General features: G+C 72.6%; 24 protein-coding genes. 11 read left to right on the top strand and 13 right to left on the bottom strand.

What is annotated here, in order from left to right; translation table 11 throughout:
- Nucleotides 1-20 precede the first annotated feature (20 nt).
- The 4 genes from ACK8N7_RS15090 to ACK8N7_RS15075 are packed head-to-tail and all read right to left on the bottom strand — an operon-like array spanning nucleotide 21 to nucleotide 3605.
- On the bottom strand, nucleotides 21-1235 hold the full coding sequence (locus tag ACK8N7_RS15090; protein ID WP_015610513.1) for an ABC transporter permease: 1215 nt from the start codon (nucleotides 1233-1235) through the stop codon (nucleotides 21-23).
- Nucleotides 1232-2053: an ABC transporter ATP-binding protein gene (locus tag ACK8N7_RS15085; protein WP_500442729.1), complete on the bottom strand. Its 822-nt coding sequence runs from the start codon at nucleotides 2051-2053 to the stop codon at nucleotides 1232-1234. Before ACK8N7_RS15085 ends, ACK8N7_RS15090 begins: the two co-directional genes overlap by 4 nt.
- Nucleotides 2050-3108: an efflux RND transporter periplasmic adaptor subunit gene (locus tag ACK8N7_RS15080; RefSeq protein WP_500442727.1), complete on the bottom strand. Its 1059-nt coding sequence runs from the start codon at nucleotides 3106-3108 to the stop codon at nucleotides 2050-2052. Before ACK8N7_RS15080 ends, ACK8N7_RS15085 begins: the two co-directional genes overlap by 4 nt.
- Complete coding sequence (locus ACK8N7_RS15075) at nucleotides 3105-3605, bottom strand: hypothetical protein (protein ID WP_403217086.1); 501 nt, start codon at nucleotides 3603-3605, stop codon at nucleotides 3105-3107. Before ACK8N7_RS15075 ends, ACK8N7_RS15080 begins: the two co-directional genes overlap by 4 nt.
- A 133-nt stretch (nucleotides 3606-3738) precedes the next feature.
- On the opposite strand from ACK8N7_RS15075, the gene ACK8N7_RS15070 reads away from it, so the two are divergent.
- Together ACK8N7_RS15070 and ACK8N7_RS15065 are read left to right on the top strand one after the other, a co-directional pair.
- A complete protein-coding gene (locus ACK8N7_RS15070; RefSeq protein WP_500442725.1) occupies nucleotides 3739-4431 on the top strand; it encodes a response regulator transcription factor in 693 nt (230 codons plus the stop codon).
- Nucleotides 4428-5594 carry a sensor histidine kinase gene (locus tag ACK8N7_RS15065; RefSeq protein WP_403217082.1) on the top strand — a complete coding sequence of 389 codons (1167 nt, stop codon included), beginning with the start codon at nucleotides 4428-4430 and terminating at the stop codon, nucleotides 5592-5594. The genes ACK8N7_RS15070 and ACK8N7_RS15065 overlap by 4 nt, the downstream gene beginning before the upstream one ends.
- 20 nt (nucleotides 5595-5614) lie before the next feature.
- Here the strand turns inward: ACK8N7_RS15065 and ACK8N7_RS15060 are convergent, their stop codons facing one another.
- Nucleotides 5615-6370 (bottom strand): SIS domain-containing protein, encoded by a 756-nt coding sequence (locus ACK8N7_RS15060; RefSeq protein WP_015610519.1) that lies wholly within the window; start codon nucleotides 6368-6370, stop codon nucleotides 5615-5617.
- Between the two features lie 230 nt (nucleotides 6371-6600).
- Here ACK8N7_RS15060 and ACK8N7_RS15055 point away from each other — a divergent pair, with 230 nt between their 5' ends.
- A complete protein-coding gene (locus ACK8N7_RS15055) occupies nucleotides 6601-7293 on the top strand; it encodes an iron-dependent transcriptional repressor DtxR (protein WP_015610520.1) in 693 nt (230 codons plus the stop codon).
- Between the two features lie 637 nt (nucleotides 7294-7930).
- Nucleotides 7931-8839 carry an alpha/beta fold hydrolase gene (locus tag ACK8N7_RS15050; protein WP_403216839.1) on the top strand — a complete coding sequence of 303 codons (909 nt, stop codon included), beginning with the start codon at nucleotides 7931-7933 and terminating at the stop codon, nucleotides 8837-8839.
- Nucleotides 8840-8910: 71 nt separating this feature from the next.
- Here ACK8N7_RS15050 and ACK8N7_RS15045 read toward each other — a convergent pair whose 3' ends face one another.
- The 4 genes from ACK8N7_RS15045 to ACK8N7_RS15030 all read right to left on the bottom strand — a co-directional run bounded on the left by ACK8N7_RS15045 (nucleotide 8911) and on the right by ACK8N7_RS15030 (nucleotide 12587).
- Nucleotides 8911-9375: a hypothetical protein gene (locus ACK8N7_RS15045; RefSeq protein WP_403216837.1), complete on the bottom strand. Its 465-nt coding sequence runs from the start codon at nucleotides 9373-9375 to the stop codon at nucleotides 8911-8913.
- A complete protein-coding gene (locus ACK8N7_RS15040) occupies nucleotides 9372-11012 on the bottom strand; it encodes a transporter (RefSeq protein WP_403216835.1) in 1641 nt (546 codons plus the stop codon). The genes ACK8N7_RS15045 and ACK8N7_RS15040 overlap by 4 nt, the downstream gene beginning before the upstream one ends.
- Nucleotides 11009-11839 carry an ABC transporter ATP-binding protein gene (locus tag ACK8N7_RS15035; protein WP_403216833.1) on the bottom strand — a complete coding sequence of 277 codons (831 nt, stop codon included), beginning with the start codon at nucleotides 11837-11839 and terminating at the stop codon, nucleotides 11009-11011. Before ACK8N7_RS15035 ends, ACK8N7_RS15040 begins: the two co-directional genes overlap by 4 nt.
- A gap of 61 nt (nucleotides 11840-11900) precedes the next feature.
- Nucleotides 11901-12587 (bottom strand): bifunctional DNA primase/polymerase, encoded by a 687-nt coding sequence (locus tag ACK8N7_RS15030; RefSeq protein WP_403216831.1) that lies wholly within the window; start codon nucleotides 12585-12587, stop codon nucleotides 11901-11903.
- Between the two features lie 265 nt (nucleotides 12588-12852).
- Between ACK8N7_RS15030 and ACK8N7_RS15025 the strand changes: the two genes are divergently transcribed.
- Together ACK8N7_RS15025 and ACK8N7_RS15020 are read left to right on the top strand one after the other, a co-directional pair.
- Nucleotides 12853-14235, top strand: a complete 1383-nt coding sequence (locus ACK8N7_RS15025; protein ID WP_500442722.1) for an NsdA family TPR-like regulatory protein — start codon at nucleotides 12853-12855, stop codon at nucleotides 14233-14235.
- 211 nt (nucleotides 14236-14446) lie between these two features.
- On the top strand, nucleotides 14447-16012 hold the full coding sequence (locus ACK8N7_RS15020; RefSeq protein ID WP_500442720.1) for a hypothetical protein: 1566 nt from the start codon (nucleotides 14447-14449) through the stop codon (nucleotides 16010-16012).
- A gap of 57 nt (nucleotides 16013-16069) precedes the next feature.
- On the opposite strand, the gene ACK8N7_RS15015 is transcribed toward ACK8N7_RS15020, so the two are convergent.
- The gene (locus ACK8N7_RS15015; protein ID WP_500442718.1) at nucleotides 16070-17350 is read right to left on the bottom strand and encodes an ABC transporter substrate-binding protein; all 1281 of its coding nucleotides are present in this window, start codon (nucleotides 17348-17350) and stop codon (nucleotides 16070-16072) included.
- Nucleotides 17351-17524: 174 nt separating this feature from the next.
- Here ACK8N7_RS15015 and ACK8N7_RS15010 point away from each other — a divergent pair, with 174 nt between their 5' ends.
- Nucleotides 17525-17971, top strand: a complete 447-nt coding sequence (locus ACK8N7_RS15010; RefSeq protein ID WP_500445752.1) for an SCO4402 family protein — start codon at nucleotides 17525-17527, stop codon at nucleotides 17969-17971.
- 28 nt (nucleotides 17972-17999) lie between these two features.
- Nucleotides 18000-18899 carry a formyltetrahydrofolate deformylase gene (gene purU, locus ACK8N7_RS15005; protein WP_403216823.1) on the top strand — a complete coding sequence of 300 codons (900 nt, stop codon included), beginning with the start codon at nucleotides 18000-18002 and terminating at the stop codon, nucleotides 18897-18899.
- 15 nt (nucleotides 18900-18914) lie between these two features.
- Here the strand turns inward: purU and ACK8N7_RS15000 are convergent, their stop codons facing one another.
- Nucleotides 18915-20339 carry a zf-HC2 domain-containing protein gene (locus tag ACK8N7_RS15000; protein WP_500442716.1) on the bottom strand — a complete coding sequence of 475 codons (1425 nt, stop codon included), beginning with the start codon at nucleotides 20337-20339 and terminating at the stop codon, nucleotides 18915-18917.
- Nucleotides 20336-20929: an RNA polymerase sigma factor gene (locus ACK8N7_RS14995; RefSeq protein ID WP_500442714.1), complete on the bottom strand. Its 594-nt coding sequence runs from the start codon at nucleotides 20927-20929 to the stop codon at nucleotides 20336-20338. The genes ACK8N7_RS15000 and ACK8N7_RS14995 overlap by 4 nt, the downstream gene beginning before the upstream one ends.
- A 339-nt stretch (nucleotides 20930-21268) precedes the next feature.
- On the opposite strand from ACK8N7_RS14995, the gene ACK8N7_RS14990 reads away from it, so the two are divergent.
- Entirely contained in the window at nucleotides 21269-21643 is a 375-nt protein-coding gene (locus tag ACK8N7_RS14990) for an STAS domain-containing protein (protein ID WP_403216817.1), read from the top strand.
- A 136-nt stretch (nucleotides 21644-21779) separates the two neighbouring features.
- Nucleotides 21780-22307, top strand: coding sequence for an EF-hand domain-containing protein (locus ACK8N7_RS14985; protein WP_015610534.1), 528 nt, complete (start codon nucleotides 21780-21782; stop codon nucleotides 22305-22307).
- A 58-nt stretch (nucleotides 22308-22365) separates the two neighbouring features.
- Here ACK8N7_RS14985 and ACK8N7_RS14980 read toward each other — a convergent pair whose 3' ends face one another.
- The gene (locus tag ACK8N7_RS14980) at nucleotides 22366-23943 is read right to left on the bottom strand and encodes a class I adenylate-forming enzyme family protein (protein ID WP_500442711.1); all 1578 of its coding nucleotides are present in this window, start codon (nucleotides 23941-23943) and stop codon (nucleotides 22366-22368) included.
- Between the two features lie 170 nt (nucleotides 23944-24113).
- Here ACK8N7_RS14980 and ACK8N7_RS14975 point away from each other — a divergent pair, with 170 nt between their 5' ends.
- Nucleotides 24114-25313 (top strand): amidohydrolase family protein, encoded by a 1200-nt coding sequence (locus tag ACK8N7_RS14975; protein WP_403216813.1) that lies wholly within the window; start codon nucleotides 24114-24116, stop codon nucleotides 25311-25313.
- Nucleotides 25314-25323: the final 10 nt, after the last annotated feature.

Raw genomic sequence — 25323 nt, 5'->3', positions numbered from 1 at the left:
GACACCCCTTGCCGCCCGCCTCACGCCGCGTGCAGCGCCAGCGTCGGGGAGAGGCGGGACGCCCGGACCGCCGGGTAGAGGCCCGCCACCGTGCCGATCACCAGCGTCGCGCCGAAGCCTCCGCCGACCGCCCACAGCGGGACCACCCATGGCAGCCCGCCGGAGTGCGCGTACACCCCCGTGGCCGCCGCGCCCAGCGCCACCCCCGCAAGGCCGCCGAGGCCCGACAGCATCAGGGACTCCGTGACGAACTGGATGCGGATCTGGCCACGGGTCGCGCCCAGCGAGCGGCGCAGGCCGATCTCGTACCGGCGCTCCAGGACCGAGATGATCATGGTGTTGGCCACCCCGACCCCGCCGACCAGCAGCGCGATGCCGCCCAGGCCCAGCAGCAGACTGCTGAACGCCCCCTCGGTCGCCGCTTTCGCGCGGAGCGCCGACGACGGGTCGGTGACCTTGACGTTCTGGGGGTTCTGCGGGTCGACCGTCGCCGCCATCACCTTGCGTACGTCCTGCACCGCCGCGTCGTCCGACCGCTCGTACACCGAGGTCGGGTGGCCCTCGAAGCCCAGCAGGCGCTTCGCGCCCTCCCAGCCGACCAGGGCGGAGCGTTCGATCTCCGGGGCGAGCGGGAGCGGGGCGAGGATGCCGGTGACCGTGAAGTACCGGTCACCTATCCATACCTGCTGCCCCGGCTTCGTGATGCCCAGGCGTTCGGCGGAGACATGGCCGAGCACGACGGAGGGGTAGCGGCCGGTCGCCGCGTTGAGCCAGCTGCCGCTGCTGACCTCGCCGCGCAGCACGCGGAGCAGGTCGGCCGTCGTCGCCCTGACCGCGATCCCGCCCGTATCGCCCTCGTCGATCTTCTCGTTGCGGCGTACGGTCGCGTCCAGGTCGGCGGTGGCCCCCACCTCCTGGACCCCCTTGATCCGGCCCACCATCCCGACCGAGCCCTCGGGCAGCGTCACGTCCTGCCCGGCGAACATCGAGTCGCCGGGGGAGGCCACGAGGAGGTTGGTGCCCAACTTGTCCAGTTCGCGGAGGAGTTGTGCCTGGCTGGAGGCGGAGATGCCGACCACCGAGATCATCGTCGCGATACCGATGGCGATGCCCAGGGCGGAGAGCACGACCCGCATCGGGCGGCTGCGCAGGCCGGAGGAGCCGACGTGGAGGACGTCCCGGGGGCCCAGCCGGGCCGCCTTGAGCCGGCCCCGGCCCCGGCCTGTGCGGCTCACAGCTCCGCCCCCGCCGCCATGGACGGGACGGAAGGCGGGTTCCGTACGTCCGCCACCACCTCGCCGTCCCTGATCCGCACCTCGCGCGGCAGGCTCCCCGCGATCTCCGTGTCGTGCGTGATCACCGCGATCGTCGCCCCCTCCCGGTTCAGGTCCCGCAGCAGCTCCATCACCGCCGCCCCCGACGCCGAGTCGAGCGCCCCGGTCGGTTCGTCGGCCAGCAGCAGGGCCGGTTCACCGACGACGGCCCGCGCGATGGCGACCCGCTGCTTCTGGCCGCCCGAGAGCTGGTGCGGCTTGTGGTGCAGGCGGTCCGCGAGCCCGACCCGGTCCAGCGCCTCGGCGGCCTTGCGGCGGCGTACGGAGCGGGGGAGGCCGGAGTAGAGCAGGCCCTCCGCCACGTTGTCGCGGGCGCTGACGCCCGGGACCAGGTGGAACGCCTGGAAGACGAAGCCCACGTGCTGGGCGCGCAGGGCGGAGAGGCGGCGGTCGGAGAGGGCCGCCACGTCGTGGCCCGCGATGTGGACGGAACCGGCGGTGGGGCGGTCCAGGGTGCCGACGATGTGCAGCAGCGTGGACTTGCCGGAGCCGGACGGGCCGACGATGGCGAGGAGTTCGCCCTCCGCCACGGTGAGGTCCACCCCGCGCAGGGCGGTGACCCCGCCCGCGTACTCCTTGGTGACGCCCCGGAGGCCGACGACCGTACGTGTGCCGTCCTCGTTCGTGACGCCCGGGAGCCCGACGACCGTACGTGTGCCGTCCTCGTTCGTGACGCCCGGGAGGCCGACGACCGCAGCCGTATCTTCGGCGCCGCTCATATCTTCGGCACCCCGACCTTCATGCCCTCGCTCAGCCCGCCGCCGGACACCTCGACCCGGCCCTCGGCGAACATGCCGAGCTCCACCTTCACCTCGCGGACCGCGCCGCCGCGTACGACCTCCACGCCGAAACCGCCGCCGGGCAGGGCCAGGAGCGCGTTCACGGGGACGGTCAGGACGTCCCTGCGGGTCTCGCCGGTGAGGTTCACCGTGACCGGTGACTGGTCGAAGCCGCCGACCTCGTCCGGCTTGTCGAAGGAGATGGTCAGCGTGACCTTGGGGCTGTTGTCCTGCGGGTCGTCGCCGGGCTTCGCCGTCCGGCCGACCGAGGAGACCGTGCCGGGCGCACTCGTGCCGTCCGGCAGATCGACGCTGACCTCTGTGCCCGCCTTGGCCAACTGGCTCTCCGCCACATCCAGTTCGAAGGTGACGATGCGCTCGCTGCCGGTCGTGGTGAGGACCGGGGCGCCCGGCTGGGCCAGGTCACCGACGGCCGCCTCGACGCTCTTGATCCGGACCTTCCCCGGGGCGAACGCGATGTCCTGCGGGCCCACCCTGCCCGTCCGCTTGCTGCCCTGCGCCTTCTGCCAGCGCTTCACGGCCGCCTCGGTCAGCTCGGTGTACTCGGTGTCCGGGGTGAAACCGGTGTAGCCGAGGGCGGCGAGGTTGCGTTCCAGCTGCTCGACGTCCCGCCCCTTGTCGCCCGCCTTCAGCGTCCGGTACATCGGGCCCGAGCCGTACAGCAGCCGGACCGCCCGGCCGTCGACCTCGTACAGCCGCTCGTTCCGCTTGACGGTCGAGCCGGTGCGCGGGGTCCAGGTCAGGGTGCCCGCCGCGCCGGAGTTGATCTTGCGCTGCTTGTCGTAGCCGAGGGTCCCGTCGGCCTGGGCGCTGTCGCGCAGGTCGCCGCGCTCGACCGGGGCGGTGGCCGGCGGCAGCCCGGTGTTCCTGGAGCCGGCCGGCTCCTCGGCCCCGCCGAGCTGGGTGACCGCGATGGTCCCGGCCGTCACGGCGAGCACGGCCGCCACCGCGGCGACGACCCGTCCGCGCCTCATCGGCCCACGCTCTCGCACGCCTTGCTGGCCTTCTCGAACTTCTTCATGTCCTCGGCCTTCAGCGCGGGTGCCGCCTGCATCGCCCCGCCCTCGAACTTCGGGTCGGGCATGTCGAAGCCGTTCTTGCGCATGCACCGGGCGAAGGCGACCATCTTGTCCTTCTCGGCCTGCGTCAGCTCCTTGGGCCCGCCGCCGACCGCCTTGTCCTGACAGGCCTTGAACGCCTTCTCCATCTCCTTCTGGCTCATGCCGCCGCCGTCCAGGGTGATGCCCACGCCCGCCTCACCCGGCTTCGGCTCGGGGATCTTCAGGCCCTGCTCACGCAGGCACTTGCGGTGCTCCAGCGCCTGGTCCTCCTTCGTCTTCTTCGTGTCCGAGGCCGATCCGCCGCTCTTCGTCCCGCCGCCGTCGCCCGAACAGGCCGTGGCGGACAGGACGACGGTCGCGGCGAGCAGACAGGCGGCGATGGTGCGCCGCCGTGCAGGGAGAAAGATCATGAAGGGCTCCTCGTACGTTGCTGACAGGGCGGGTCCGGAACGGACGGCCCGAGCGTGCGCGAGGAGGCGGTTTCGTTTCTCTCAGCGCCGATGCTTACACCGACGAAACATCGCTTTCGGGTACACAGGGCCCATGCGCGTGCTGGTGGTGGAGGACGAGGAATTCCTGGCGGGGATGATCGCCGAGGGGCTGCGCCGTGACGCCGTCGCGGTGGACATCGCCCCGGACGGGCCGACCGCGCTCGAAAAGCTCCGGTTCGGCGCGTACGACGTGATGATCCTCGACCGCGACCTGCCCGGGCTGCACGGCGACGAGGTGTGCCGGCGGGTCGTCGGCGCCCGCCTGCTGACCCGGATCCTGATGCTCACCGCCTCGGGGACCGTACGGGACCGGGTGGCCGGCCTCGGGCTCGGCGCCGACGACTACCTGACCAAGCCGTTCGCGTACGACGAACTCCTCGCCCGGGTCCTCGCGCTCGGCCGCCGCTCCCGCCCCGCGCTCCCGCCGGTGCTGGAGCGGGCCGGGCTGACGCTCGACACCGCCCGCCGCCAGGTCTGCCGCGACGGGCGCTTCCTGTCTCTCTCCCGCAAGGAGTTCGCCGTGCTGGAGACCCTCCTGCGGGCCGAGGGCGCGGTCGTCAGCGGCGACGACCTGATCGAGGAGGTGTGGGAGGAGGACACCAGCTACCGCACCAACGCGGTCCGGGTGACCCTCTCCAAGCTCCGTACGAAACTGGGGGCGCCGACCGTGATCGAGACCGTGCAGGGGGCCGGGTACCGCATCGGGGACGGCCCCGTGACGAGTACGGGGAGCGGCGTCCTGTGAACAGCGAGCGCACCCGCCTCACCGCGCTGTACGGCGGACTCCTGGTGCTGGCCGGGGTCCTGCTCATGGGGCTCGTCTACGTGCTGGTCAGCGAGGGCCTCTACAGCAGCGTCATGACCGCGGTGGTCCCCACGGTCCCCGCTTCCGAGCTGGGCGCGTCCTCCTCGCCCGCGCTGCCCTCCTCCGACTGGGCGCAGACCACCGTCGTCCAGCCCGGCCAGTACGCCGTCGCGCGGAAGGTCTCCACCGCCGCCGGGGACGCCGCTCTCAACCAGCTCCTCACCGTCTCCGGGATCTCCCTCGCCGTCTACTCGGCGCTCTCCGTCGCCCTCGCCTGGTGGATGGCGGGCCGGGTGCTGCGGCCGGTCGGCGTGATCACCGCCCGGGCGCGCCGGCTCTCCGGCTCCAACCTCCACGAGCGGATCGCGCTCCAGGCCCCGCCCGGCGAGCTCAAGGAGCTGGCCGACACCTTCGACGGGATGCTCGACCGGATCGAGCAGCTGGTCGCCGCCCGTCAGCGGTTCGCCGCCAACGCCGCCCACGAACTGCGCACCCCGCTCGCCGTGCAGCGGGCCGCCGCCGAGATCGGGCTGGCCGACGACCCGACGCCCGAGAAGGTCGCCTGGATCCGGGACAAGCTCATCGACACCGCCGACAACAGCGAGCAGCTCATCGAGGGACTGCTGCTCCTCGCCGTCTCCGACGAGGGGCTGCGGCGGCGCGAACGGGTCGACCTGGACGTGACCGCCGCCACGGTCACCGAGGCGCTGGCGGCCGAGGCGAAGGAGCGGGCCGTCACCGTCGACGTGGAGGCCCGGCCGGTGAGCGTCCAGGGGGACCCGGTCCTGCTGGACCACCTCGTGCACAACCTGGTCGCCAACGCGCTGCGCCACAACCACCCGGGCGGGACGGTACGGGTCCGGGTCGGCCCGGGCGGTCTGGAGGTCGCCAACACCGGGCCCGTGGTGGACCCGGCGGCCGTACCACTGCTGTTCGAGCCGTTCCGCCGCGCGCAGGCCCGCCGCCACGCGCCGGGCGAGGGCGCGGGGCTGGGGCTCTCGATCGTGGCGTCGGTGACCCGGGCGCACGGCGGGGACGTCGGCGCCACGGCGAACCCGGGCGGCGGGCTGACGGCCCGGGTGACGCTCCCGACGTGCCCCTGACCGCTGTCCGGCGCGGCGGCTCAGTGGCGGTAGAAGATCCGCTCCCGGTACTCCGTCATGACCCGGCCGTTCCAGTCGTGGCCGCCGTCGACGTTCCCCGACCTCAGGAGCGGCGGCTCGATGCCGCGGGCCACCAGCTGTTCGGCCGCCGCCGCCATCATCGACTGCATGATCGCGCTGGTCACCACCGTGGAGGCCGGGGCGAAGGGGGCCTCGATGCCGGGGGCGGTCAGCTCCGCGTCCCCGATCGCGATCTTGCTGTCCAGGACGATGTCGCAGTGGTCGCGCAGGAAGCCGCCCGAGGTGTGCCGGGAGCGGGTGTTCTCCGCGTACGCCACCGAGGTGACGCCGATGACCTTCAGCCCGAGGGCCCGGGCGTTCTGGGCCATCTCGACCGGGAGCGCGTTGCGGCCGGAGAGCGAGATGATCACGAGCACGTCGCCGGCGGCCGCGGGGCTGGAGTCCAGGACCGCCGAGGCCAGCCCGTCCACCCGCTCCAGCGCGGAGCCGAGCGTGGCGGGCATGACGTCCACGCCCGTGGTGCCGGGCACCGTGAGCAGGTTCATCAGGGCCAGTCCGCCCGCCCGGTAGACGACGTCCTGGGCTGCGAGGGAGGAGTGCCCGGCGCCGTACGCGAAGAGCCGGCCCCCCGCTTCGACCGTGTCGGCGATGGCCGCCCCGGCGGCCGCGATGGAGCCCGCCTCCTCGTCCCGTACCCGCTGGAGCAGGCCGATCGCCGCATCGAAGAACTGACCGGCCAGCTTGCTGTCGCTCATCGGGAGAGCCCTTTCGGCGGGGATTCTGCGGGTTTTCGCGGGGTTTCTGCGGGGTGGGAATGGCGGTGCCGCGGATCACGTTGCGGTCTGGACCAGTGGCCTGTCAATAGCGCCCGGCGGCCTCCGTCGCACGGCCTTCGGCCGGGGCGGCACGGTTGTCGGCGCTATGCGTCAGAATTGGTGCAGGGCCATCGCACGACGATTTTCTGTCACAGCATCGAGGGGCACGTATGTCCGGACTGATCGACACCACGGAGATGTATCTCCGCACCATCCTCGAACTCGAAGAGGAAGGCGTGGTCCCCATGCGCGCCCGGATCGCCGAACGGCTGGACCAGAGCGGTCCGACGGTCAGCCAGACGGTGGCCCGCATGGAGCGCGACGGGCTGGTCCAGGTGGCGGGCGACCGCCATCTGGAGCTGACCGAGGAGGGGCGCCGCCTCGCGACGCGTGTGATGCGCAAGCACCGGCTCGCCGAGTGCCTGCTGGTCGACGTGATCGGCCTGGAGTGGGAGCAGGTCCACGCCGAGGCCTGCCGCTGGGAGCACGTGATGAGCGAGGCCGTGGAGCGGCGGGTGCTGGAGCTGCTGCGCCACCCGACGGAGTCTCCGTACGGGAATCCCATCCCGGGCCTGGAGGAGCTGGGCGAGAAGGCCGAGGCCGACCCGTTCCTGGACGACTCCATGGTGAGCCTGGCCGAGCTCGACCCGGGCTCGGAGGGCAAGACCGTAGTCGTGCGCCGGATCGGGGAGCCGATCCAGACGGACGCCCAGCTGATGTACACGCTGCGGCGGGCGGGGGTCCAGCCCGGTTCGGTGGTCAGCGTGACGGAGTCGCCCGGCGGGGTGCTGGTCGGTTCCAGCGGGGAGGCGGCCGAGCTGGACGCCGAGGTGGCCTCGCACGTGTTCGTCGCCAAGCGCTGACGCCTTTGGCGTCGGGGTCCTGGGTGCTCCCCGGGCCGGCTCGGAGGGTCGGGGCGCCGCTCCCCGGGGCGAGGGTTCCGTCCTCAAACGCCGGACGGGCTGGATAGGGCCGAATCGCAGCGGGCGGGCGGATCGCGTGCCAGGCTGAGGCCAGGCATATGACCTGAGGGTGCCGGACCGGATGCGGTCGGCACGGTCGGGGAGGGAGCAGGGGATGCGCCCGTCGTACCGGCACGCCTGCCGCCCGGTGGCTGCCACGGTCACGGATGCCCTGGTCAGGGGCGGTCCGGTGGCGGCTCAGCCGTCCTCTGCCATCGTTGTCGTGGACAAGGGTCGGCCCCGGCGCCCTGAGGCGCCGGGGCCGGTCCTCCCCTGTGCTGACCTGGAGCCCCGAGCTCTCAAGGTCACTCCCCACGGACCCCTGTCCCCGAGCGGTCCGCCTCCCGTTGAAGATCTCCCCAGGGCGGCCGACGGCAATCCTCGCCGGGTGTCACTCGAACGTGGGGTGTTGAACGGCGGATCCCTGTTTTCGAATAGGAGTTCGATAGTCTGGCGTGGCGCGACCACGCGGTGATGCGCGGCCGTGCGGCGATCGACGGCCCATGGTGATCGAGGACCAGAAGGGGGTGCCAGGACTATGGTGCGGCGCATCGATGTGACCGGAGCCGACGGCGTACGCCTCGCGGCGTGGGAGTTCGCGGATCCGCCCAAGGAGCGTGCGGGGACGGACAGTGCGGGAGCGGACCGCGCCCCCGGTGTCTTACTGCTGCACGGGCTCATGGGCCGGGCCTCCCACTGGGCCCCCACCGCCCGCTGGCTCGCCGAGCGGTACCGCGCGGTCGGCCTCGACCAGCGGGGCCACGGCCGCAGCGACAAGCCGGCCGAAGGCCCGTACACCCGTGACGCCTACGTCGCCGACGCCGAGGCCGCGATCGAACAGCTCGGGCTCGGCCCCGTCACCGTCGTCGGCCACGCGATGGGGGCGCTCACCGGCTGGCAGCTCGCCGCCAAGCGCCCCGACCTGGTCCGGGCCGTCGTCATCTGCGACATGCGGGCCTCCGCCCTCGGGGCGGCCTCGCAGCGCGAGTGGAGCGACTGGTTCGACTCCTGGCCGCTGCCTTTCGCCACCCTCGCCGACGTACGGAAGTGGTTCGGCGAGGACGACCCGTGGGTGGAGCGGCCGAACCCCTCGCGCGGGGAGTTCTACGCCGAGGTGATGGCGGAGTGCGAGGACGGCTGGCGCCCGGTCTTCTCCCGCAGCCAGATGCTCCGCTCCCGCGCCACCTGGGTCTTCGACGCCCACTGGGAGGAGCTGACCCAGGTGCGCTGCCCCACCCTGGTGCTGCGCGGGCTCGACGGGGAGCTGGGCCGGGCCGAGGCGCAGGAGATGGTCCGGGTCCTGCCCCGAGGCCAGTACGCGGAGGTGGCGGACGCGGGCCACCTCGTCCACTACGACCAGCCGGAGGGCTGGCGGGCGGCGGTGGAGCCGTTCCTGGAACAGCTCGCCGAGGACACCCGGGGCGACCGGGAGCCGGTCGCCCCGTAGCTGGGCCGGGGCCACAGCTCCAGGAGCTGAGACCTCCTCGCACGGACGCGAGACCGCCGGGGCGGATGCCGCTAGCCCGTCGTGCGGGCCGTCGGCCGGTCGTGCGACGCGCGCTGCGCGGGCGCGGCGGCCGGCCCCAGCACGCACCCGGCCGCGACACAGCCGCTGACCACCACGGCCACACCCGCGATCACGGTGCCCGGCCCGAAGGAGCCGCTGGCGGCCGAGTGCGGGAAGGCCGCGGCGATCCCCAGTTCCAGCAGCCCCAGCAGGACCAGCAGGGCCGATCGCGCCGGGCGCGGCACCGGCGCGGCCGCCCGGGACGACGCCAGCACCAGCGCGCCGCCCGCCATGACGGCCGCCACCGCCACCACGACGGCCCCGTGGCCCAGCAGCGCGGTGCGCGCGGACTCCGTGCGGTCCGGCTCCGGGTTCCCGGGGGACAGGAAGGTGAAGGCGAGCTCCATCAGCGCCAGGTAGAGCAGCTGGGCGACGACCAGGGCCGGGGCGATCCGGCGGTGGAGGAGAGGCTTCATCCCTTGCTGACCGCCGTCAGGATCTCCGGCAGCCGGTTGGCCGTGCGCGGGGCGGCGACGCGCAGGCCCGCCCACCCGATGAACGTCCCGTACGCCACCCCTACCGGGATCACGACCCACAGCGCGTCCTGCCGGTCCGTCAGGTGCAGCCAGACGGTCAGCACGATCACGGGGGCGGCCAGGAGCAGCGCGGCCAGCATGCCGAGGAGGATGGAGATCCACGCCAGCCCGCCCTGTCCCGGCGCCGCGTTCTTGAACGCCCCGTCCTGCGGGATCGAGTACGGGAACAGCGCCGAGGCGACGGCCCCCGTCGCCATCATCGCGCCCAGCAGCGCGAAGGAGAGGCCCAGCGCGCCCGGCAGGGACTGCCACCGGCCCAGTACCGCCGCCGTCACGGCGCAGACCAGCAGCGTGTACGGCAGCGTGATCAGCAGCAGCGCATACGCCCGCGCCCGCAGTTCGACGTACGCGTCGCGGGTCGAGGAGATCGTCAGGGCCACCATCCAGAAGGCGGAGGTGTCCTGGCCGAACTGGTTGTACATCAGCATGCCGAGCATCCCGGCGGCGAAGCACGCCAGGTAGACCGAGCCGGTGCCCTGGACCGCGTTGATCAGGGGCACGATCGCCCCGAGCGCCAGCGACGTCACCCAGGCCGCCTTGGTCTTCGGGTCCCGTGCCACGTACCGCAGGCTGCGCTGCACGACCGTCCCCGTACGGCCCTCCGGCAGCAGGCCGGAGAGACCGCCCGTGCGGCCGGACTCCTTGCGGTCCGGCGCCGCGGCGGCCAGCGTGGAGCCGTCCGGGGTGGTCATCAGCTTCACCAGCCCCCGCTGCCACAGCCACACCAGGGCCGCCAGGGCCGCCCCCGTGATCAGCAGCTGGGCGACCGCCACCCCGTACGAACCGTCCGAAGCGGCGTCCACCGCCGCTATGGCGGAGGCGCCGGGCAGCCAGCGGGCCACGTTCCCGGCCGGTTCCAGCGAGGAGAGCCCGCCGGCCTCGCCGAGCCGCTGCGCGCCGAAGTTGACGAACTGGATGCCCACCGCGATCACCAGCCCGCTGAGCACCGCGAGGTCACGGCCCTTGCGGGAGTTGAGCAGCCGTACGTTGGCGGTGGCGACGGCCCGCGACAGCGCCACGCAGAGCAGCATCGTCAGGGGGACCGCGAGCACCGCGAACACGACCCCCGCCGGCCCGTGCGCCAGCGCGAGGACCGAGCCGACCACCAGGCAGAGGGTGAACAGCGGCCCGATGCCGATCATCGAGGAGACCAGCAGCGCCCGGACCAGCGGCTCGGGCCGCAGCGGCAGCATCACCAGACGGGTCGGGTCGAGGGTGTCGTCGCCGCTGGGGAAGAAGAGCGGCAGCACCGCCCAGCCGAGCGCCACGACGGCCGTCAGCAGCACGACGACCGTGCCCGCCTGCGCGTTGCCGCGCAGCAGGACCAGCCCGAGGACCTGGCCCGCCGCGAGCAGCAGCGTGAAGACGAGGGAGACGATGAACGCGGCCCTGCGCCCGGTGGACTGCCGCAGCCCGTTGCGCAGGAGCGTCAGCTTGAGCCGTACGAAGATCGGGGTCAGGTCCGTCGTCGGCACGGCCGGGGCGGCGGCGGTGACGGGGGCGTCCAGCACGCTCATCGGGCGCCGCCCAGCCAGTCGAGGGAGTCGCCGGTGGTGTCCCGGCCGCCCGCGCCGACCAGTTCGAGGAAGGCGTTCTGCAGTGAGGGGGCGTCGCCGCGCACCTCGGCCAGGGTGCCCTGCGCCTTGATCCGGCCCGCCGCCATCACGGCCACCCAGTCGCAGAGCGACTCGACGAGCTCCATCACATGGCTGGAGAAGACCACGGTCGCCCCGGACCGGGTGTAGCGCTCCAGCACACCCCGGATGGTCTGGGCAGAGACCGGGTCCACGCCCTCGAACGGCTCGTCCAGGAAGAGCACTTCGGGGTTGTGGAGAAGGGCGGCGGCGAGCCCGATCTTCTTCCGCATACCGGTCGAGTAGTCGACCACCAGCTTGTGCTGCGAGCCCGCGAGATCCAGGACGTCCAGGAGCTGGGCGGCCCGCTTGTCGACCTCGTCGCCCGGCAGCCCGCGCAACCGCCCGTTGTACGCCAGCAGTTCACGCCCCGACAGCCGCTCGAAGAGCCGCAGCCCCTCGGGCAGCACCCCGATCCGGGACTTCACCGCGACCGGGTCCGTCCACACGTCGTGGCCCGCGACCTCGATCTTCCCCATGTCGGGCCGCAGCAGCCCGGTGACCATGGAGAGCGTCGTCGTCTTGCCCGCCCCGTTGGGCCCCACAAGACCGATGAACTTGCCGGCGGGTAGCTCCAGATCGATCCCCGAGACGGCGACCTGTTCCCCGAACCGCTTCCACAGCCCCTGTACGCGCACAGCGGGGGGCGTGGTCCGCGCACCGCCCGCTGTCGCGTCTGTTTCGTCACGTGCATCTGCCCGGTCCGGCATGGCACAGCCTTTCGATATCCCCACTAGGTGGGGACCACCCTACGAAAGGCCCTTCCCGGCGCTACGAGACGCGTGCGCGGGCGTCCGCCGCCTCGCGTGCGCAGGCGTACGCCAGCGGGCTGATCAGCTCGTCCACATCGGGCAGCCACCGGTTGGCGTGGGTGGGCTTGCGGGCCCACTGCACGGCCCCTCGGCCGCCGACCCGGGTGGGCGGGGCGGCGATGTAGTGGCCCTCGCCGCGGCCGACGAGGTCGATCGCCTCGGCGTTCCAGCCGAGCGTGCGCACCAGCTCGGAGGTCTTGGCGGCGGCGCCCGGCAGTACGAAGAAGAGCATCCGGCGGTCGGGGGTGCAGGTGACCGGGCCGAGTGTGAGGTCCATCCGCTCCATCCGGGCCAGCGCCAGGAAACCGGCGGACTCCGGGACGTCCAGCGCGTCGAAGGTGCGGCCCGTCGGCAGGAGCACCGAGGCGCGCGGCTGCTTGGACCACATGCGCCGGGCCGCCGCCCCGCTGCCGGTCGCCTGGCCCGCCCAGTCTGGCCGGTCCGCGTGGGCGCCGGGCAGCGGGCAGGCCGCCTCGCCGCAGGAACAGAGTTCCCTGCCCTCCACCGCCTCCAGCCAGGTGCCGGGGAACACGTCCCAGTGGCGCTCTTCCGCGTACCGCACCGCGGCGTCGAGCAGATGCTCGCCCCGCTGCTGAGGGACCTGTGCGGCTTCCGTGACTCCGATGGGCTCTTCCACGTCCAGCACAACTCCCGGCACCACCGGGGGTTACGGGCGCGCGCGACTCCGGTCACGGTGCATCGATCCTGCACGCGGGGCGCATCGGAGCACGGGCGGGGGCGCGCGTGAGGCGGTGCACCGACGGGCGGGTAGCACCTTGCGGGGCCGGGCAACTCGCCGTGCCCGTACCGAATGCCGATGGAATATGCGCATTTCTTGTGTATGTGACGGGCAGTGATCCCTTCCACCGATCACCACGTATCCGCGTATTCAGACTGTTCCAGGGGGAAATATGGCAGCAAGGCCTCTCGTAGCCCGCCAGCCCAACGAACGGCTCCAGACGCTCATCCAGGAAGCCGCCTGTTCCAACGCGGGCCTCGCGCGCCGCGTCAACATGGTCGGGGCCGAGCGCGGCCTCGATCTGCGTTACGACAAGACGTCCGTGGCCCGCTGGCTGCGCGGACAACAGCCCCGGGGCCGCGCCCCGGGCATCATCGCCGAGGCGCTCGGCCGCAAGCTGGGCCGTACGGTCACGATCGACGAGATCGGCATGGCCAACGGCAAGAACCTGGCCTCCGGCGTGGGCCTCCAGTACGCGCCGACCGTCGCCGGGGCCGTCGAGCAGGTCTGCGAGCTGTGGCGCAGCGACGTCGGCCGCCGCGATCTGCTCACCGGGTCCGCCGTCGCCGCCTCCGCGCTGGTCGAACCCAGCCGCGACTGGCTGATCTCCGGCCGGGACCCCCAGGTCGAGCGGGTGGCCGGGGCCCGGGTCGGGATGGCGGACGTGGCGGCGGTGAAGGCGATGACCACCGCCCTCACCGACCTCGATCACCGTTTCGGCAGCGGCCATGTCCGCCCGGTGCTCGTGCACTACCTCAACAGCGTGGTCTCCGGCCTGCTTTCGGGGGCGTACCGCGAACAGGTCGGCCGCGAGCTGTTCGCCGCGGTCGCCAGCCTCACCGAACTCGGCGGGTACATGGCCGTCGACACCGGTCAGCCCGGCCTCGCCCAGCGCTACTACATCCAGGCCCTGCGGCTCGCCCAGGCCGCCGGGGACCGGGCGTACGGCGGCTATGTGCTGGCCGCCTCCATGAGCCACCTCGCCGCCCAGCTCGGCAACCCGCGCGAGATCGCCCAACTCGCCCGCGCCGCCCAGGAAGGGGCCCGCGGCCAGGTCACCCCCCGCGCCCAGGCGATGTTCTACGCGGCGGAGGCCCGGGGCCACGCGCTGCTCGGGGACGCCCGGACCTGCCAGGTGGTGATGGGGCGGGCGGTCGTCGCGCTGGAGCAGGCCGATCCGGAGACCGGCGACGACCCGGACTGGATCGCCCACTTCGACCACGGCTACCTCGCGGACGAGCTGGCCCACTGCCACCGCGACCTCAACCAGGCGGCGGACGCCGCGCGGCGGGCCAAGGAGGCGCTGGCCGCGCTCCCGGAGACCCGGGCCAGGCGCCGGGGCATCGGGCTCGTGCTGCTCGCCTCGGCGCAGGTGCAGCAGCGCGAGGTGGAGCGCGCCTGCCACACGGGGACGCGGGCGATGGAGCTGCTCGGGACGGTGCGCTCCAGCCGGGGCGCCGAGTATCTCGACGACCTGCACCAGCGCCTCGCGCCGTACGGGCAGGAGCCGGCGGTCCGGGAGTTCGGCGAGCGGCTGGAGCTCCAGGCGGCGTGAGGGCCCGTGCGGAGGGACTGCCCCGGGAGCCGTCCCGGGGGCCGTCCGGAGGGGCTCCGTAGCGGGGCGGCCCATATAACAGCGTCCTGCGAGTGCTGGGTGTTACCCGGCCTGTGAAGGGGTGGTGAGGGGGACCACGCGCTTGGCGGAGGCGGGCGGCCACCCGATAGCGTGAGCCGACGATTCCGTTGGTTCACACGTAGGAGTCCCGGTGACGCAGAGCGGACAGGGCGGCGAGCAGCAGCTCCCCGCTGGACGACCCGCGCACGAAGGTGTCGTGCTGCCCTCCGACGGCGGTGGCCCCTGGATCCCGGGGGCGCCCACCGGAGGCCAGGCCGACCAGGGCCAGGCCGTGCCCGCGGGCGGGCAGGCGTGGGGCGAGCCCTGGGGGCCGCAGTCCGACGCCCCGCCGCAGCCGGGCGCCCAGGCGCCGGGGGCGTACGGATACCCGCAGCAGGCTCAGCCGCCGCACGCTCAGCCGTTGCCGCCCGCGCAGGGGCAGGGGCAGGATCAGCATTACGGCCAGGGGCAGCAGGCTTACGGGCAGGGGGGCGCGGGCGGGTACCAGCAGCCGCAGTACTCCGATCCGTACCAGCAGAATCAGCAGCACCAGCAGTACCCCCCGCAGCAGCAGGCCCAGCAGTACCAGCCTCAGCAGCCGCAGCAGCCCTACGCGCAGCCCCTGCCGCCCGAAGCCGGACCCGGGTCGGGCACCGGCGCTCCGGGCGGGGACGCCGACGCCACGCAGTACATCGCGCCGGTCCCGGGCGGGGCCGGGCCCGGCGGTCTGCCGCCGCAGCCGGGCGGGGACGCGGACGCCACGCAGTACATACCCCCGGTGCCCGGCGGAGCCCCGTACGGGATCAGGCCGGGTGCGCCGGAGGACCGGCAGCCGCCCGCGGAGTTCGACAACCTGTTCCGCGCGGAGGGGCCCGCGGACGCCACGACCCAGATGCCGCAGCAGCAGTACAACCAGCAGCCGCCGCCCCAGCAGGGCTACCCGGGCCAGACCCAGCAGCCCTACCCGGGCGGCCAGTTGCCGCCCCAGGCGCCGCAGGGCTACCAGTCGGGGCTCCAGGGCCTGCGCGGCGGCGACGGGGCTGCCGAGCCGCCCCTGCACGACGGTGGCGGCGACGCCCCGCGCAGACGCTCGGCCCACATCCCGCTCATCGCCGCGGTCGTCGTCGGCTGCGCGGTCGTCGGGCTCGGCGCGGGCGCCCTGCTGAGCGGCGGCGACGACCCGGGCAAGGACGACAAGCAGCCGGTCGCGTCGCAGAGTTCACCGGCCACCGACCCCACCACGGAGGCGGCGGCCGACCCCGCGAAGCCGCAGGCGGAGGCGTTGGACAAGCTGCTCGCCGACAGCAACAACAGCCGCGCGGCGGTGATCAGCGCGGTCGAGAAGATCAAGTCCTGCAAGGACCTGGACCAGGCGAACACCGACCTCAAGGGCGCCGCCCAGCAGCGCCGTGACCTGGTGACCCGCCTGGAGGGCCTCACCCTCGACGAGCTGCCGCAGCACGCGGCGCTGAACTCCTCACTGGCGCGGGCGTGGAAGGCCTCCGCCGCGGCCGACGAGCACTACGCCAGCTGGGCCCGGCAGGCGAAGAAGGGCAAGAGCGTCTGCAAGGGCGGACAGGCCCGGTCGACCGACGAGACGGCCCGCGCCAACCAGCAGAGCGGCGTGGCGACCAAGGCAAAGCAGGAAGCCTCCGGGCTGTGGAACACGATCGCCGAGAAGTACGGCCTGACCAAGCACAGCCCCGTGGAGCTCTGAGACGCGTCCCACGCCCGCCCGCCCCACCCGCGAACACCGGGGCGGGCGGGGCGGGGATCAGCCGGCCGTGCGCCGGGCGTCCGACAGGGCTTCCGTGACATCCACGAAGCCCTTCTTCTGGGCGATGAGACGCCCCTCACGGACCACCTGGAACGTCACGTCCGCGTTGACGATCCGCGGATAGGGCGAGGTGCCCAGCAGGTCCTTGAAGCGCCAGCGGAGCACCGGCGTCAGACCACCGGTGTCGACCTCGGTGCCCCGGTTGAGCGAGGACGTGACCTTGTTCGCGGTGACCGTGTCGTCGCCGATCGCCTCGACGACCGCCCGCAGCGCGGTGTACGCGATCCACGTCGTCTGCACGCCCGTGTCGTCCGGGTCGATGCGGTTGTCCCCGAAGGCGTACTTCCGGATCACCTCGCGCATCCCGTTCCAGCGCGCGTCGCCCGCGTCCGGGTACCAGCCGGTGATGTAGGCACCCTCGAAGGGGCTCTCGCGGCCGCCGGTGCGGTCGATGAGCTGCTGGCTGACGCTGCCGAGGACGGAGGAGATCCTGACCCGCTCGCCCTCCGGCTCAAGTCGGCGGAAGGAGTCGAAGAAGGTCTCCGTGCCGGCGCCGAGCACGGCCGTCACACAACTGCCGCCCGCGCGCCGCTTCAGCGCCTTCGTGGCCTGCTCGTCGTAGGAGGTGGCGTTCTCCGGGGCCGTGATGTCGGTGGACTCGGGCCGCTGGGCGGCGAGCAGCCCGGTGTTGAGGAGCTGCGGCATCCGGGCTCCGCCGAGCGAGTCGGGCCGCACCAGCGCGACCCGCTCGCAGCCGCCCGCCAGCTGCCGCCCGTGGCCCGCCAGGAGCGCCGACTGGCCGCCGTTGACCGGGTACGAGAGGTAGCTGCGGAACTCCTCGTCGGAGGCGCCGTAGCCGCCGATGTACGGGATGCCGCCGGACTCCAGCACCGGGATGGAGCTCTGCCCGTGCCGGCTGTACGAGCCGACGACCGCGGCGACCTTCCGGTCGACGGCCTGCCGGGCGCACCGCTCGGCGCCCGCCGCGGTGTCGCGCTCGTCGCAGGTGATCACCCGGAGCTCGCGGCCGTCGATGCCGCCCTGCTCGTTGATCCAGCGGGCGTACGTCCGGGCCATCGCGGGGACGCCCGGCATGCTCAGCGCGTCGGCGTCGTCCACCTGGTCGGGTGCCCAGGTCATCACGGTGACGGGCTCCCCGGAGCCCCCCGGGCCCCCGGGGAGCACGCCGCAGCCGGACAGCAGCAGCGCCCCGGCCGCCGCCGTGACGATGACGAACTGGAAGGGGCGGGGGAAGGCGGTGCGTCTCCGACCGGTCATGGGCAGCAACGCTTCCGCCCAAGGGGTAACGCCACGGTGTGGCGTGTTCAACGCTCGGTGACATCCAGGTGAATTACGGGGGCCCGCGCGGGCCCGCCGGGAAGGAACGTACGATCGACGACCGTGCAGCAAGGTTCGGAGAACTCTTCCCGTCGCGGCCGTCGCTCCTCCACCATGGGCGTCATGCCGCTCACTGACATGCCGTGGTGGCGCTGGCGCACCAACGTGCGCTCGGCGCTGCACATGCTCTCCGACCCCGTCTTCCACCACGAGTGCTGGCTCGCCGGCCGGGAGGGGTACGGGGACGTCACCGACGCCGTGTACCGCCTGGTCGAGGACACCTGGCTCGACAACTGGTCCGCCGAGAAGTACGTCGGCACCATATTCAGGGACTCCGCCGAGGCCATCGCCGTGGACACCGCCGCGCTGCGGGTGCTGCGGATCATGCACCAGGTCGGCGCGGACGCCCCCGTCTCCGCCTATCTGGAGCACCACGGCTGGCCGGAGGCGGTCCGCGCGGCGCGCGAGGCCCATGTGATGCTCGCCACCAACGACGCGGAGGACCCGGACATTCCGCCGCGCTCGCTGGACGTCATCCGCATCATGACCAGGGCCGCCTGACACCGGGCGGCTGTGGCACCCTACGAGGATGACCGCACCGCAGCCCACCGCCCCCCAGGCCGCCTCGGACACCGCGCTGCCCGAGCAGTACGTCCTCACGCTCTCCTGCCCCGACAAACAGGGCATCGTGCACGCCGTCTCCAGCTATCTCTTCATGACGGGCTGCAACATCGAGGACAGCCAGCAGTTCGGGGACCACGACACGGGTCTGTTCTTCATGCGCGTCCACTTCTCGGCGGAGGCCACCGTCACGGTCGACAAGCTGCGCGCCAGCTTCGCCGCCATCGGGGAGGCCTTCCGGATGGAGTGGCAGATCCACCGGCCCGCGGAGCGGATGCGGATCGTGCTGATGGTCAGCAAGTTCGGCCATTGCCTCAACGACCTGCTGTTCCGCTCCCGTACGGGGGCGCTGCCCGTCGAGATCGCGGCCGTCGTCTCCAACCACACGGACTTCGCCGAGCTCGTCGCCTCGTACGGCGTCCCCTTCCGGCACCTGCCGGTGACGAAGGACAACAAGGCGGAGGCCGAGGCGCAGCTGCTGGAGCTGGTCCGTGAGGAGGACGTGGAACTGGTCGTCCTCGCCCGCTACATGCAGGTCCTCTCGGACGACCTGTGCAAGCAGCTGAGCGGCCGGATCATCAACATCCACCACTCGTTCCTGCCGAGCTTCAAGGGCGCCAAGCCCTACCACCAGGCGCACGCGCGCGGGGTGAAGCTGATCGGCGCCACCGCGCACTACGTCACCGCCGACCTCGACGAGGGCCCGATCATCGAGCAGGAGGTGGAGCGCGTCGGCCACGACGTGACCCCGGACCAGCTCGTCGCGATCGGCCGGGACGTGGAGTGCCAGGCGCTGGCGCGCGCGGTGAAGTGGCACGCGGAGCGGCGCATCCTGCTCAACGGCCGCCGGACGGTGATCTTCAACTAGCTCCCGTACGAGTGGTCAGAGCCGGCTGAGCGAGGCCGACGCGAACAGCACGTCGCGGATGGCCTCGCGGTCGCCCTCCTGGCCCGCCGCCGCTTCCACCGGCGAGATGTGGCCCGCGACGAGCTGGCAGAACTCCACCCCGTCCAGGGCCACCTGCGCCACCGCGCGGCCTGGTGAGCCGACGGCGGCCGGTGAGTCGAGCGGGATGTACCAGTCACCGCCGCCGTGCCCCTCGACCTCCAGATGGACCGAGCGGCCCGGCTCCCCGGGCGCCACCAGCTCCTTGGCCGGTCCGGCGAGTCCGGCGCTGCGACGCCCCGCGAGGGCGGCCGGGAGCAGCCGCGCTGCCAGGTCGATCATCCGGTGCAGATGGGCGGCGGACGGCGGCTTGTACGGGTAGTCCACCGCCTCTGCGATGTCCGTGCCGTGCACCCAGCACTCGAAGGCCCGGTCCAGCAGCGCGTCCTGGAGCGGCAGGGCGAAGTCCCCGTACGAGACGGAGCGCTCGGCCACGTTCCGCCCGGCCAGCGAGGCCGTGCGGATCAGCTCGTGGGTGAGGTCCCGCCAGGGCTCGCGGACGGCCCGGGTGGCGGGCGGGTGCGTGGCCGCCCAGTACGTCTCGGTGCGCCGGGTCGGTGAGAGCGGCACCTCGACCCTGCCGAGCGGGTCGTCCAGGCCGAGCGCGGCCGAGACCAGCCCGTCGACGGCCATCAGGTGGCCGATCACCCCGGCGACCGTGGTCCTGCGGGTGACGGCGCGCTCGTCCTCGAACCACTGCAGCCGCACCGGCGCGTGCCACTCGGAGTCGCCGATGTCCCGCAGCAGCGCGTCCAGCCGGGCGGTCTCGGCGTCGTACGGCGTGGCCCACTCCGGCACCGGGATCCGGGCCGGGCGGCGCCCGAGGCAGCCGTCCATCACCCGGGTCCGCAGGGTCGGGTCGAGGTCCAGTGAGCCGTCGGTGTGCAGCAGCCCCACCGCGTCCCGCAGCCGCAGCGCCTCGTCCGCACAGGGCGCGCACACGGTGAGGTGGTCCTCGACGGCAGCGGTCTCCTCGGCGGAGCAGGCGGAGAGAGCCCAGGCGCCGAGGAGGGCCTTGAGGACCTGGTGGGAGAGGACGGGCGTGGCGGCGGCGGTCATGGCGGGCTCGGGTCCGTCCACCGCATCCGCCGTCTCCGTCATATCCACCACGCACGGCTCATCCACCGGATCCACCGCGTCCGGCTCATCCGCCGCCCCCGCTTCCGGCACGACGTCCCGGTCCTCGTCCGGCGCCCCCTGCTCCGGCACCGCCTCGTCCGGCGCGTTCCCGCCCGGCGGCAGCACCGGACGCGGCACCGCCTCCAGGTCGAGGTCGTCCACCGCGCCGCGCGGGCCCGGTATGCGGCGCGCGCCCCGCACCTCGTCGTCGCGCCTGCCGCCCTCGCGTCCGTCGCCGTTCACTTGGCGCGTCCGTAACCGTGTGGTGAGCACCCTTCGCGCGGCCGGGTGTTGGCGGTGGACAGCAGCTGGAGTCCCAGCCGGAGCCGGCGGCGGGCCTCGTCCTCGGTGACCCCGAGGTCGGCGGCGGTCTGCCGGTAGTCCCGGCGCTGGATGTACGCCAGCTCCAGCGCCTGCCGCAGGGAGGCGGGCATCGAGGAGACGATGTAGTCGGCGCGGGCCGCCGCGGTGGCGCTGCGCACCCGGCGCTCCAGCTCCTCCGGGTCCGGCACGGCACCCTCGCCGTGCTCCCGCGCGTACGACAGGGCGGCCTCCCGCCGCAGCCGCCGCACGGACTGGCGGTGGGTGAGCCGGGCCACCCAGGAGCGCATCGACCCCTGCTTCGGGTCGTAGGCCTCGGGGTCCTCCCAGACCTGGGCGAATACCTCGCGGGTCACCAGGTCGGCGGCGTCCTCGTCGTCGAGCATCCGGTGCGCCTGGCTGTGGACGAGGGAGGCGAACCGGTCGTAGAGCTCGCCGAGCGCCGCCGCCTCACCGCGGGCCAGCCTCTGCTGCATCCTGCGGTCCCAGCGGGGCGGTGTGTCCTTCGCCATGAAACCCCCAGCCCCCGGCCCTGTGCCCAGCTCCGTGATGCTCCGTGATCCGGCCTCTGCCCTTGTTGTCCGAATGTAGTCCGCCGAACGGCCCCCGCACCTGCCTTTGACGCAACTGTCCGCTGGGAGGACGCCTCGGATCCCACCAATTGATTTCGGCCGTTCTCAGCGCCCCGGCTCGCTTGAGCAGGGGAAACCGGCCGAAGCGATCATTTCCACCGGAAACTCCCTGGGCCTCGGCGGCCGGGGCGGTGTTTCATGGATGAGCGGTTGGGCAGCCGCGAGGAGGAACGGAAACTTCCGGATTGCCGGGAGCCCCGGAACGAGAGGTCCAGTCGCGTGACGCTGAAGGTGGACGAGACCGAGCAGGGCGACTGGACCGTGCTGCGGATACGCGGTGAACTCGATCTCGTGAGCTCACCCGTCGTGCGTCAGTCCGTCCACGACGCGGTGGCCGAGGGGCAGCACGATGTGGTGCTCGACCTGTCCGAGGTGTTCTTCTGCGACTCCAGCGGGGTCGGTGTGCTGATCGCCTCGCGCCGTCTGATGAAGTCCTGCGGCGGCCGGCTGCGGCTGATCCTCCCGGCCCGGGGCGCCGAGGACGGCTCCCACGTCAACAAGGTGCTGGGGGCGCTGGGTGTGCGCCGGCTCTTCGACGTCTACCCGGACACCGGGTCGGCCGTCGACGGGACGTGCGAGCCGCTGACCGCCTGAGCGGGAGCGGCCCGGGAGCGGCCCGGGGGTGACGCGAGCGTGACCGGCCGAAAGCGTTCGGTGCTGAAGCGAGGTTGTCACACAGGAGGGGGCGCTCGGTGACACGTGACGGCCCCGGGCGACGTACGCTCCCCGCATGGACAGCGCAGAGTACGAGCGTAAGATCGCGCACCGCTTCGCCGCCTTCGACCAGGACGGCAACGGCACAATCGATCGCGCCGATTTCAACGCCGCAGCCGCCCGTCTGCTCACGGAGTTCGGTACGACGGCCCGCTGCGACAAGGGCCAGGCTCTCTACACCGGGGCCGAGGCCTTCTGGCAGGGCATGGCGGGGATCGCCGATGTGGACGGGGACCAGCGGGTCACCCGTGAGGAGTTCGTCGGCGGGGCGGTGAAGCGGCTCCGGGACAATCCCGAGCGGTTCGCGGAGATCGCCCGCCCCTTCCTGCGAGCGGCGATCGCGGTGGCGGACAGCGAGAACGGCGGCGGCCGGGCTTCGGTGGCCTCCGTGGAGCGGGCGTTGAAGGTTCTCGGGGCCAGCTCCGAGATCGCGGGCATCGCGGCCCAGAGCCTGGACACCGACCGGGACGGGCTGATCGCCGAGAGTGATGTGGTGGCCGCGCTCGCGGTGTACTTCACGGTGATCGAGCCCGACGCCACGTAACCGTTCCCAGCCGTACGGGGGTGGCGCGCCACCCCCGTAAGACCCATGAGCCCCCTGCTCAGCCGCCTCGGCCGAAACGCTCCCGCAGCTTGTACTTGAGCACCTTGCGCAGCGTCTCGTTGCGGGGCAGGGAGTCCAGCACCTCCAGCTGTTCCGGCACCTTGTGGACCGAGAGCCCCGCGCCCCGCAGATGGGCGGACACCCCGGCCAGGGTCAGCGGCGGGGCGCCGGGCGGCTGTTCGATCACCGCGCAGACGCGTTCGCCGCGCTCGGCGTCGGGGAGTCCGATGACCGCCGCGTCGGCGACGGCCGGGTGCGTGTGCAGCAGGTCCTCGATCTCCTTGGCGGAGATGTTCTCGCCCTTGCGGATGATGATGTCCTTCAGCCGGCCGGTGAGCGTGAGGTGACCGCTCTCCTGGAGCCGCCCCAGGTCCCCGGTGATCAGGAACCCCTCGGCGTCGAAGGCGCCGGCGGAGGCCCCGGGGTCCAGATAGCCCCGGCAGACCGCCTCCCCGCGCAGCCGCACCTCGCCCTCCACGCCGTACGGGAGCGGCTTGCCCTGCTCGTCGGCGATCCGGATCTCCATGCCCGCAGGCGGCCGGCCCTCCGTCATGGCCAGGTTCTCCGTCGTGTCGTCGGGCGCCCCCATCGTGATCATCGGGACCTCGGTCATCCCGTACCCGTGGGTGAGCTGGACCCCCATCTCCCGCACCACCGCGTGGTACACCTCCGGCGGCTTCGGCGCCCCGCCGCCCGCGAGGAGGCGGAGGGACGGGATCAGCGGGCGATCCGGCTCCTTGCGCTGCTCGGCCAGGAACATCGCGTAGAACGCCGTCGAGCCGCCCGCCACGGTCACCCCGTGACGCCGGTACTCCGCCAGCGCGTCCGGCAGCGCGAACTGCTCGAACATCACCGCCGGGAACCCGTACAGCAGCAGCATCACCGTGTAGTCGGGCCCGGCGACATGGGCGTACGGGAAGGCCATCGAGCCCACGTCGTCGCCCGAGAGCTTCAGCGCGTGGGCGAGGCACGAGCCGCCCGCGATCAGGGAGCGGTCGGTGTGCAGGACGCCCTTGGGGTCGGAGGTGGTGCCCGAGGTCCAGTAGATCCAGCGGACCTCCTCGCCCGAGGCCGGGTCCGGCGGGGGAGGCAGGATCGCGGGGTCGCCGTCGGGGAGGGCGTCGTACGCTTCGAAGACCTGCGGCGGGTCGGTGAGTTCACCGGCGATCCGCTCGGCCATGGCGGTGTGGTCGAAGCCGCGCCACACGCCGGGCACGGCGAAGAACGCGGCCCCCGACTCCCGCAGCGCGAAGCGCACCTCGCGGTCCCGGTAGAAGGGGATGACCGGTGTCTGTACGGCCCCGAGCCGGGACAGGGCGAAGGAGAGCAGGGCCGTCTCCGGCCGGGTCGGCAGCTGCCAGGCCACCACGCTGCCCGCCCGCACGCCCATCCCGTACATCCCGGCGGCGACCCGTTCGGCGCGGTCCCGCAGCTCGCCGAAGGTCAGGGTCCGGTCTCCCTGGAGCAGGACCGGGCGGCCGGGGGTGAGGGCGGCGCGGCGTTCGATGAGTTCCCAGAAGGTGCGGGAGTCGCCCAGGGCGTGGGCGGTCGCGATCACGTCGTTCACGGCGGTCACAGCGGTCCCTCCGAACTGACGGCCAGTCAGATAATGCGGAGAGCGTAGGGCTCCGCGCCTTGTCGGTCCAGGGGTGCGGAGCTAGCCTGAGTGCCGCACTGCAATCTGACGGGTCATCAGAAACTGCCACCGCCCCGGATACCGCCGGGTGCGCCGGAGGGGACGACACCATGACGGATACGGAACTGCCTCGGATCGTCAGCGTCGACGACCATGTGATCGAGCCCGCGCACCTCTTCTCCACCTGGCTGCCCGCGAAGTACCGCGAGCGCGGACCGCGGCCGCTGACGGCGGGCATCGGGGAGCTGGCGTACACGGGCGGGAAGTACGTCATCACGATGGACCCGGACGGGCCGCCCACCGACTGGTGGATCTACGAGGACCTGAAGTTCCCGTACAAGCGGAACATCGCCGCCGTCGGCTTCGACCGCGACGACATGACGCTGGAGGGGATCACCCGGGCCGAGATGCGGCCCGGCTGCTGGGACCCGGCCGAGCGGCTCAAGGACATGGACCTCAACCATGTCGAGGCATCCCTCTGCTTCCCGACCTTCCCGCGCTTCTGCGGCCAGACCTTCGCCGAGGCGCACGACAAGGAGGTCGCCCTCGCCTGCGTCCGCGCCTACAACGACTGGATGGTCGAGGAGTGGTGCGGCGACAGCGGAGGCCGGCTCATCCCGCTCTGCATCATCCCGCTCTGGGACATCGACCTCGCCGTCGCGGAGATCGAGCGGAACGCGGCGCGCGGGGTCCGAGCGGTCACCTTCTCCGAGATCCCCACCTACCTGGGACTCCCCTCCATCCACACCGGCTACTGGGACCCGTTCTTCGCCGTCTGCCAGGAGACCGGCACGGTCGTCAACATGCACATCGGGTCCAGCTCCCAGATGCCCGCCGCCTCCCCGGACGCGCCGCCCGCCGTGCAGGCCTCGCTCTCCTTCAACAACGCGATGGCCTCGATGATGGACTTCCTCTTCAGCGGGGTGCTGGTCAAGTTCCCGACGCTGAAACTGGCGTACAGCGAGGGCCAGATGGGGTGGATCCCGTACGCCCTGGAGCGCGCCGACGACGTGTGGGAGGAGCACCGGGCCTGGGGCGGGGTGCGCGATCTGATCCCCGAGCCGCCGTCCACGTACTACTACCGGCAGATGTTCTGCTGCTTCTTCCGCGACAAGCACGGCATCGCCTCGCTGGACGTCGTCGGCCGCGACAACGCCACCTTCGAGACCGACTACCCGCACGTGGACTCGACCTTCCCGCACACCAAGGAGGTCGCGCTCGACCACGTCAAGGGACTCGACGAGAGCACCGTCTACAAACTGATGCGCGGAAACGCGATCCGGATGCTCGGCCTGGACCTGGACAAGTAGGCGGCGGAGC

Origin of the sequence: Streptomyces griseobrunneus (assembly GCF_046713465.1) — a bacterium.
Taxonomy (GTDB): Bacteria; Actinomycetota; Actinomycetes; order Streptomycetales; family Streptomycetaceae; genus Streptomyces; species Streptomyces microflavus.
Note: the sequence above shows the minus strand (reverse complement) of the source record. Positions and strands in the feature narration are given on the sequence as shown.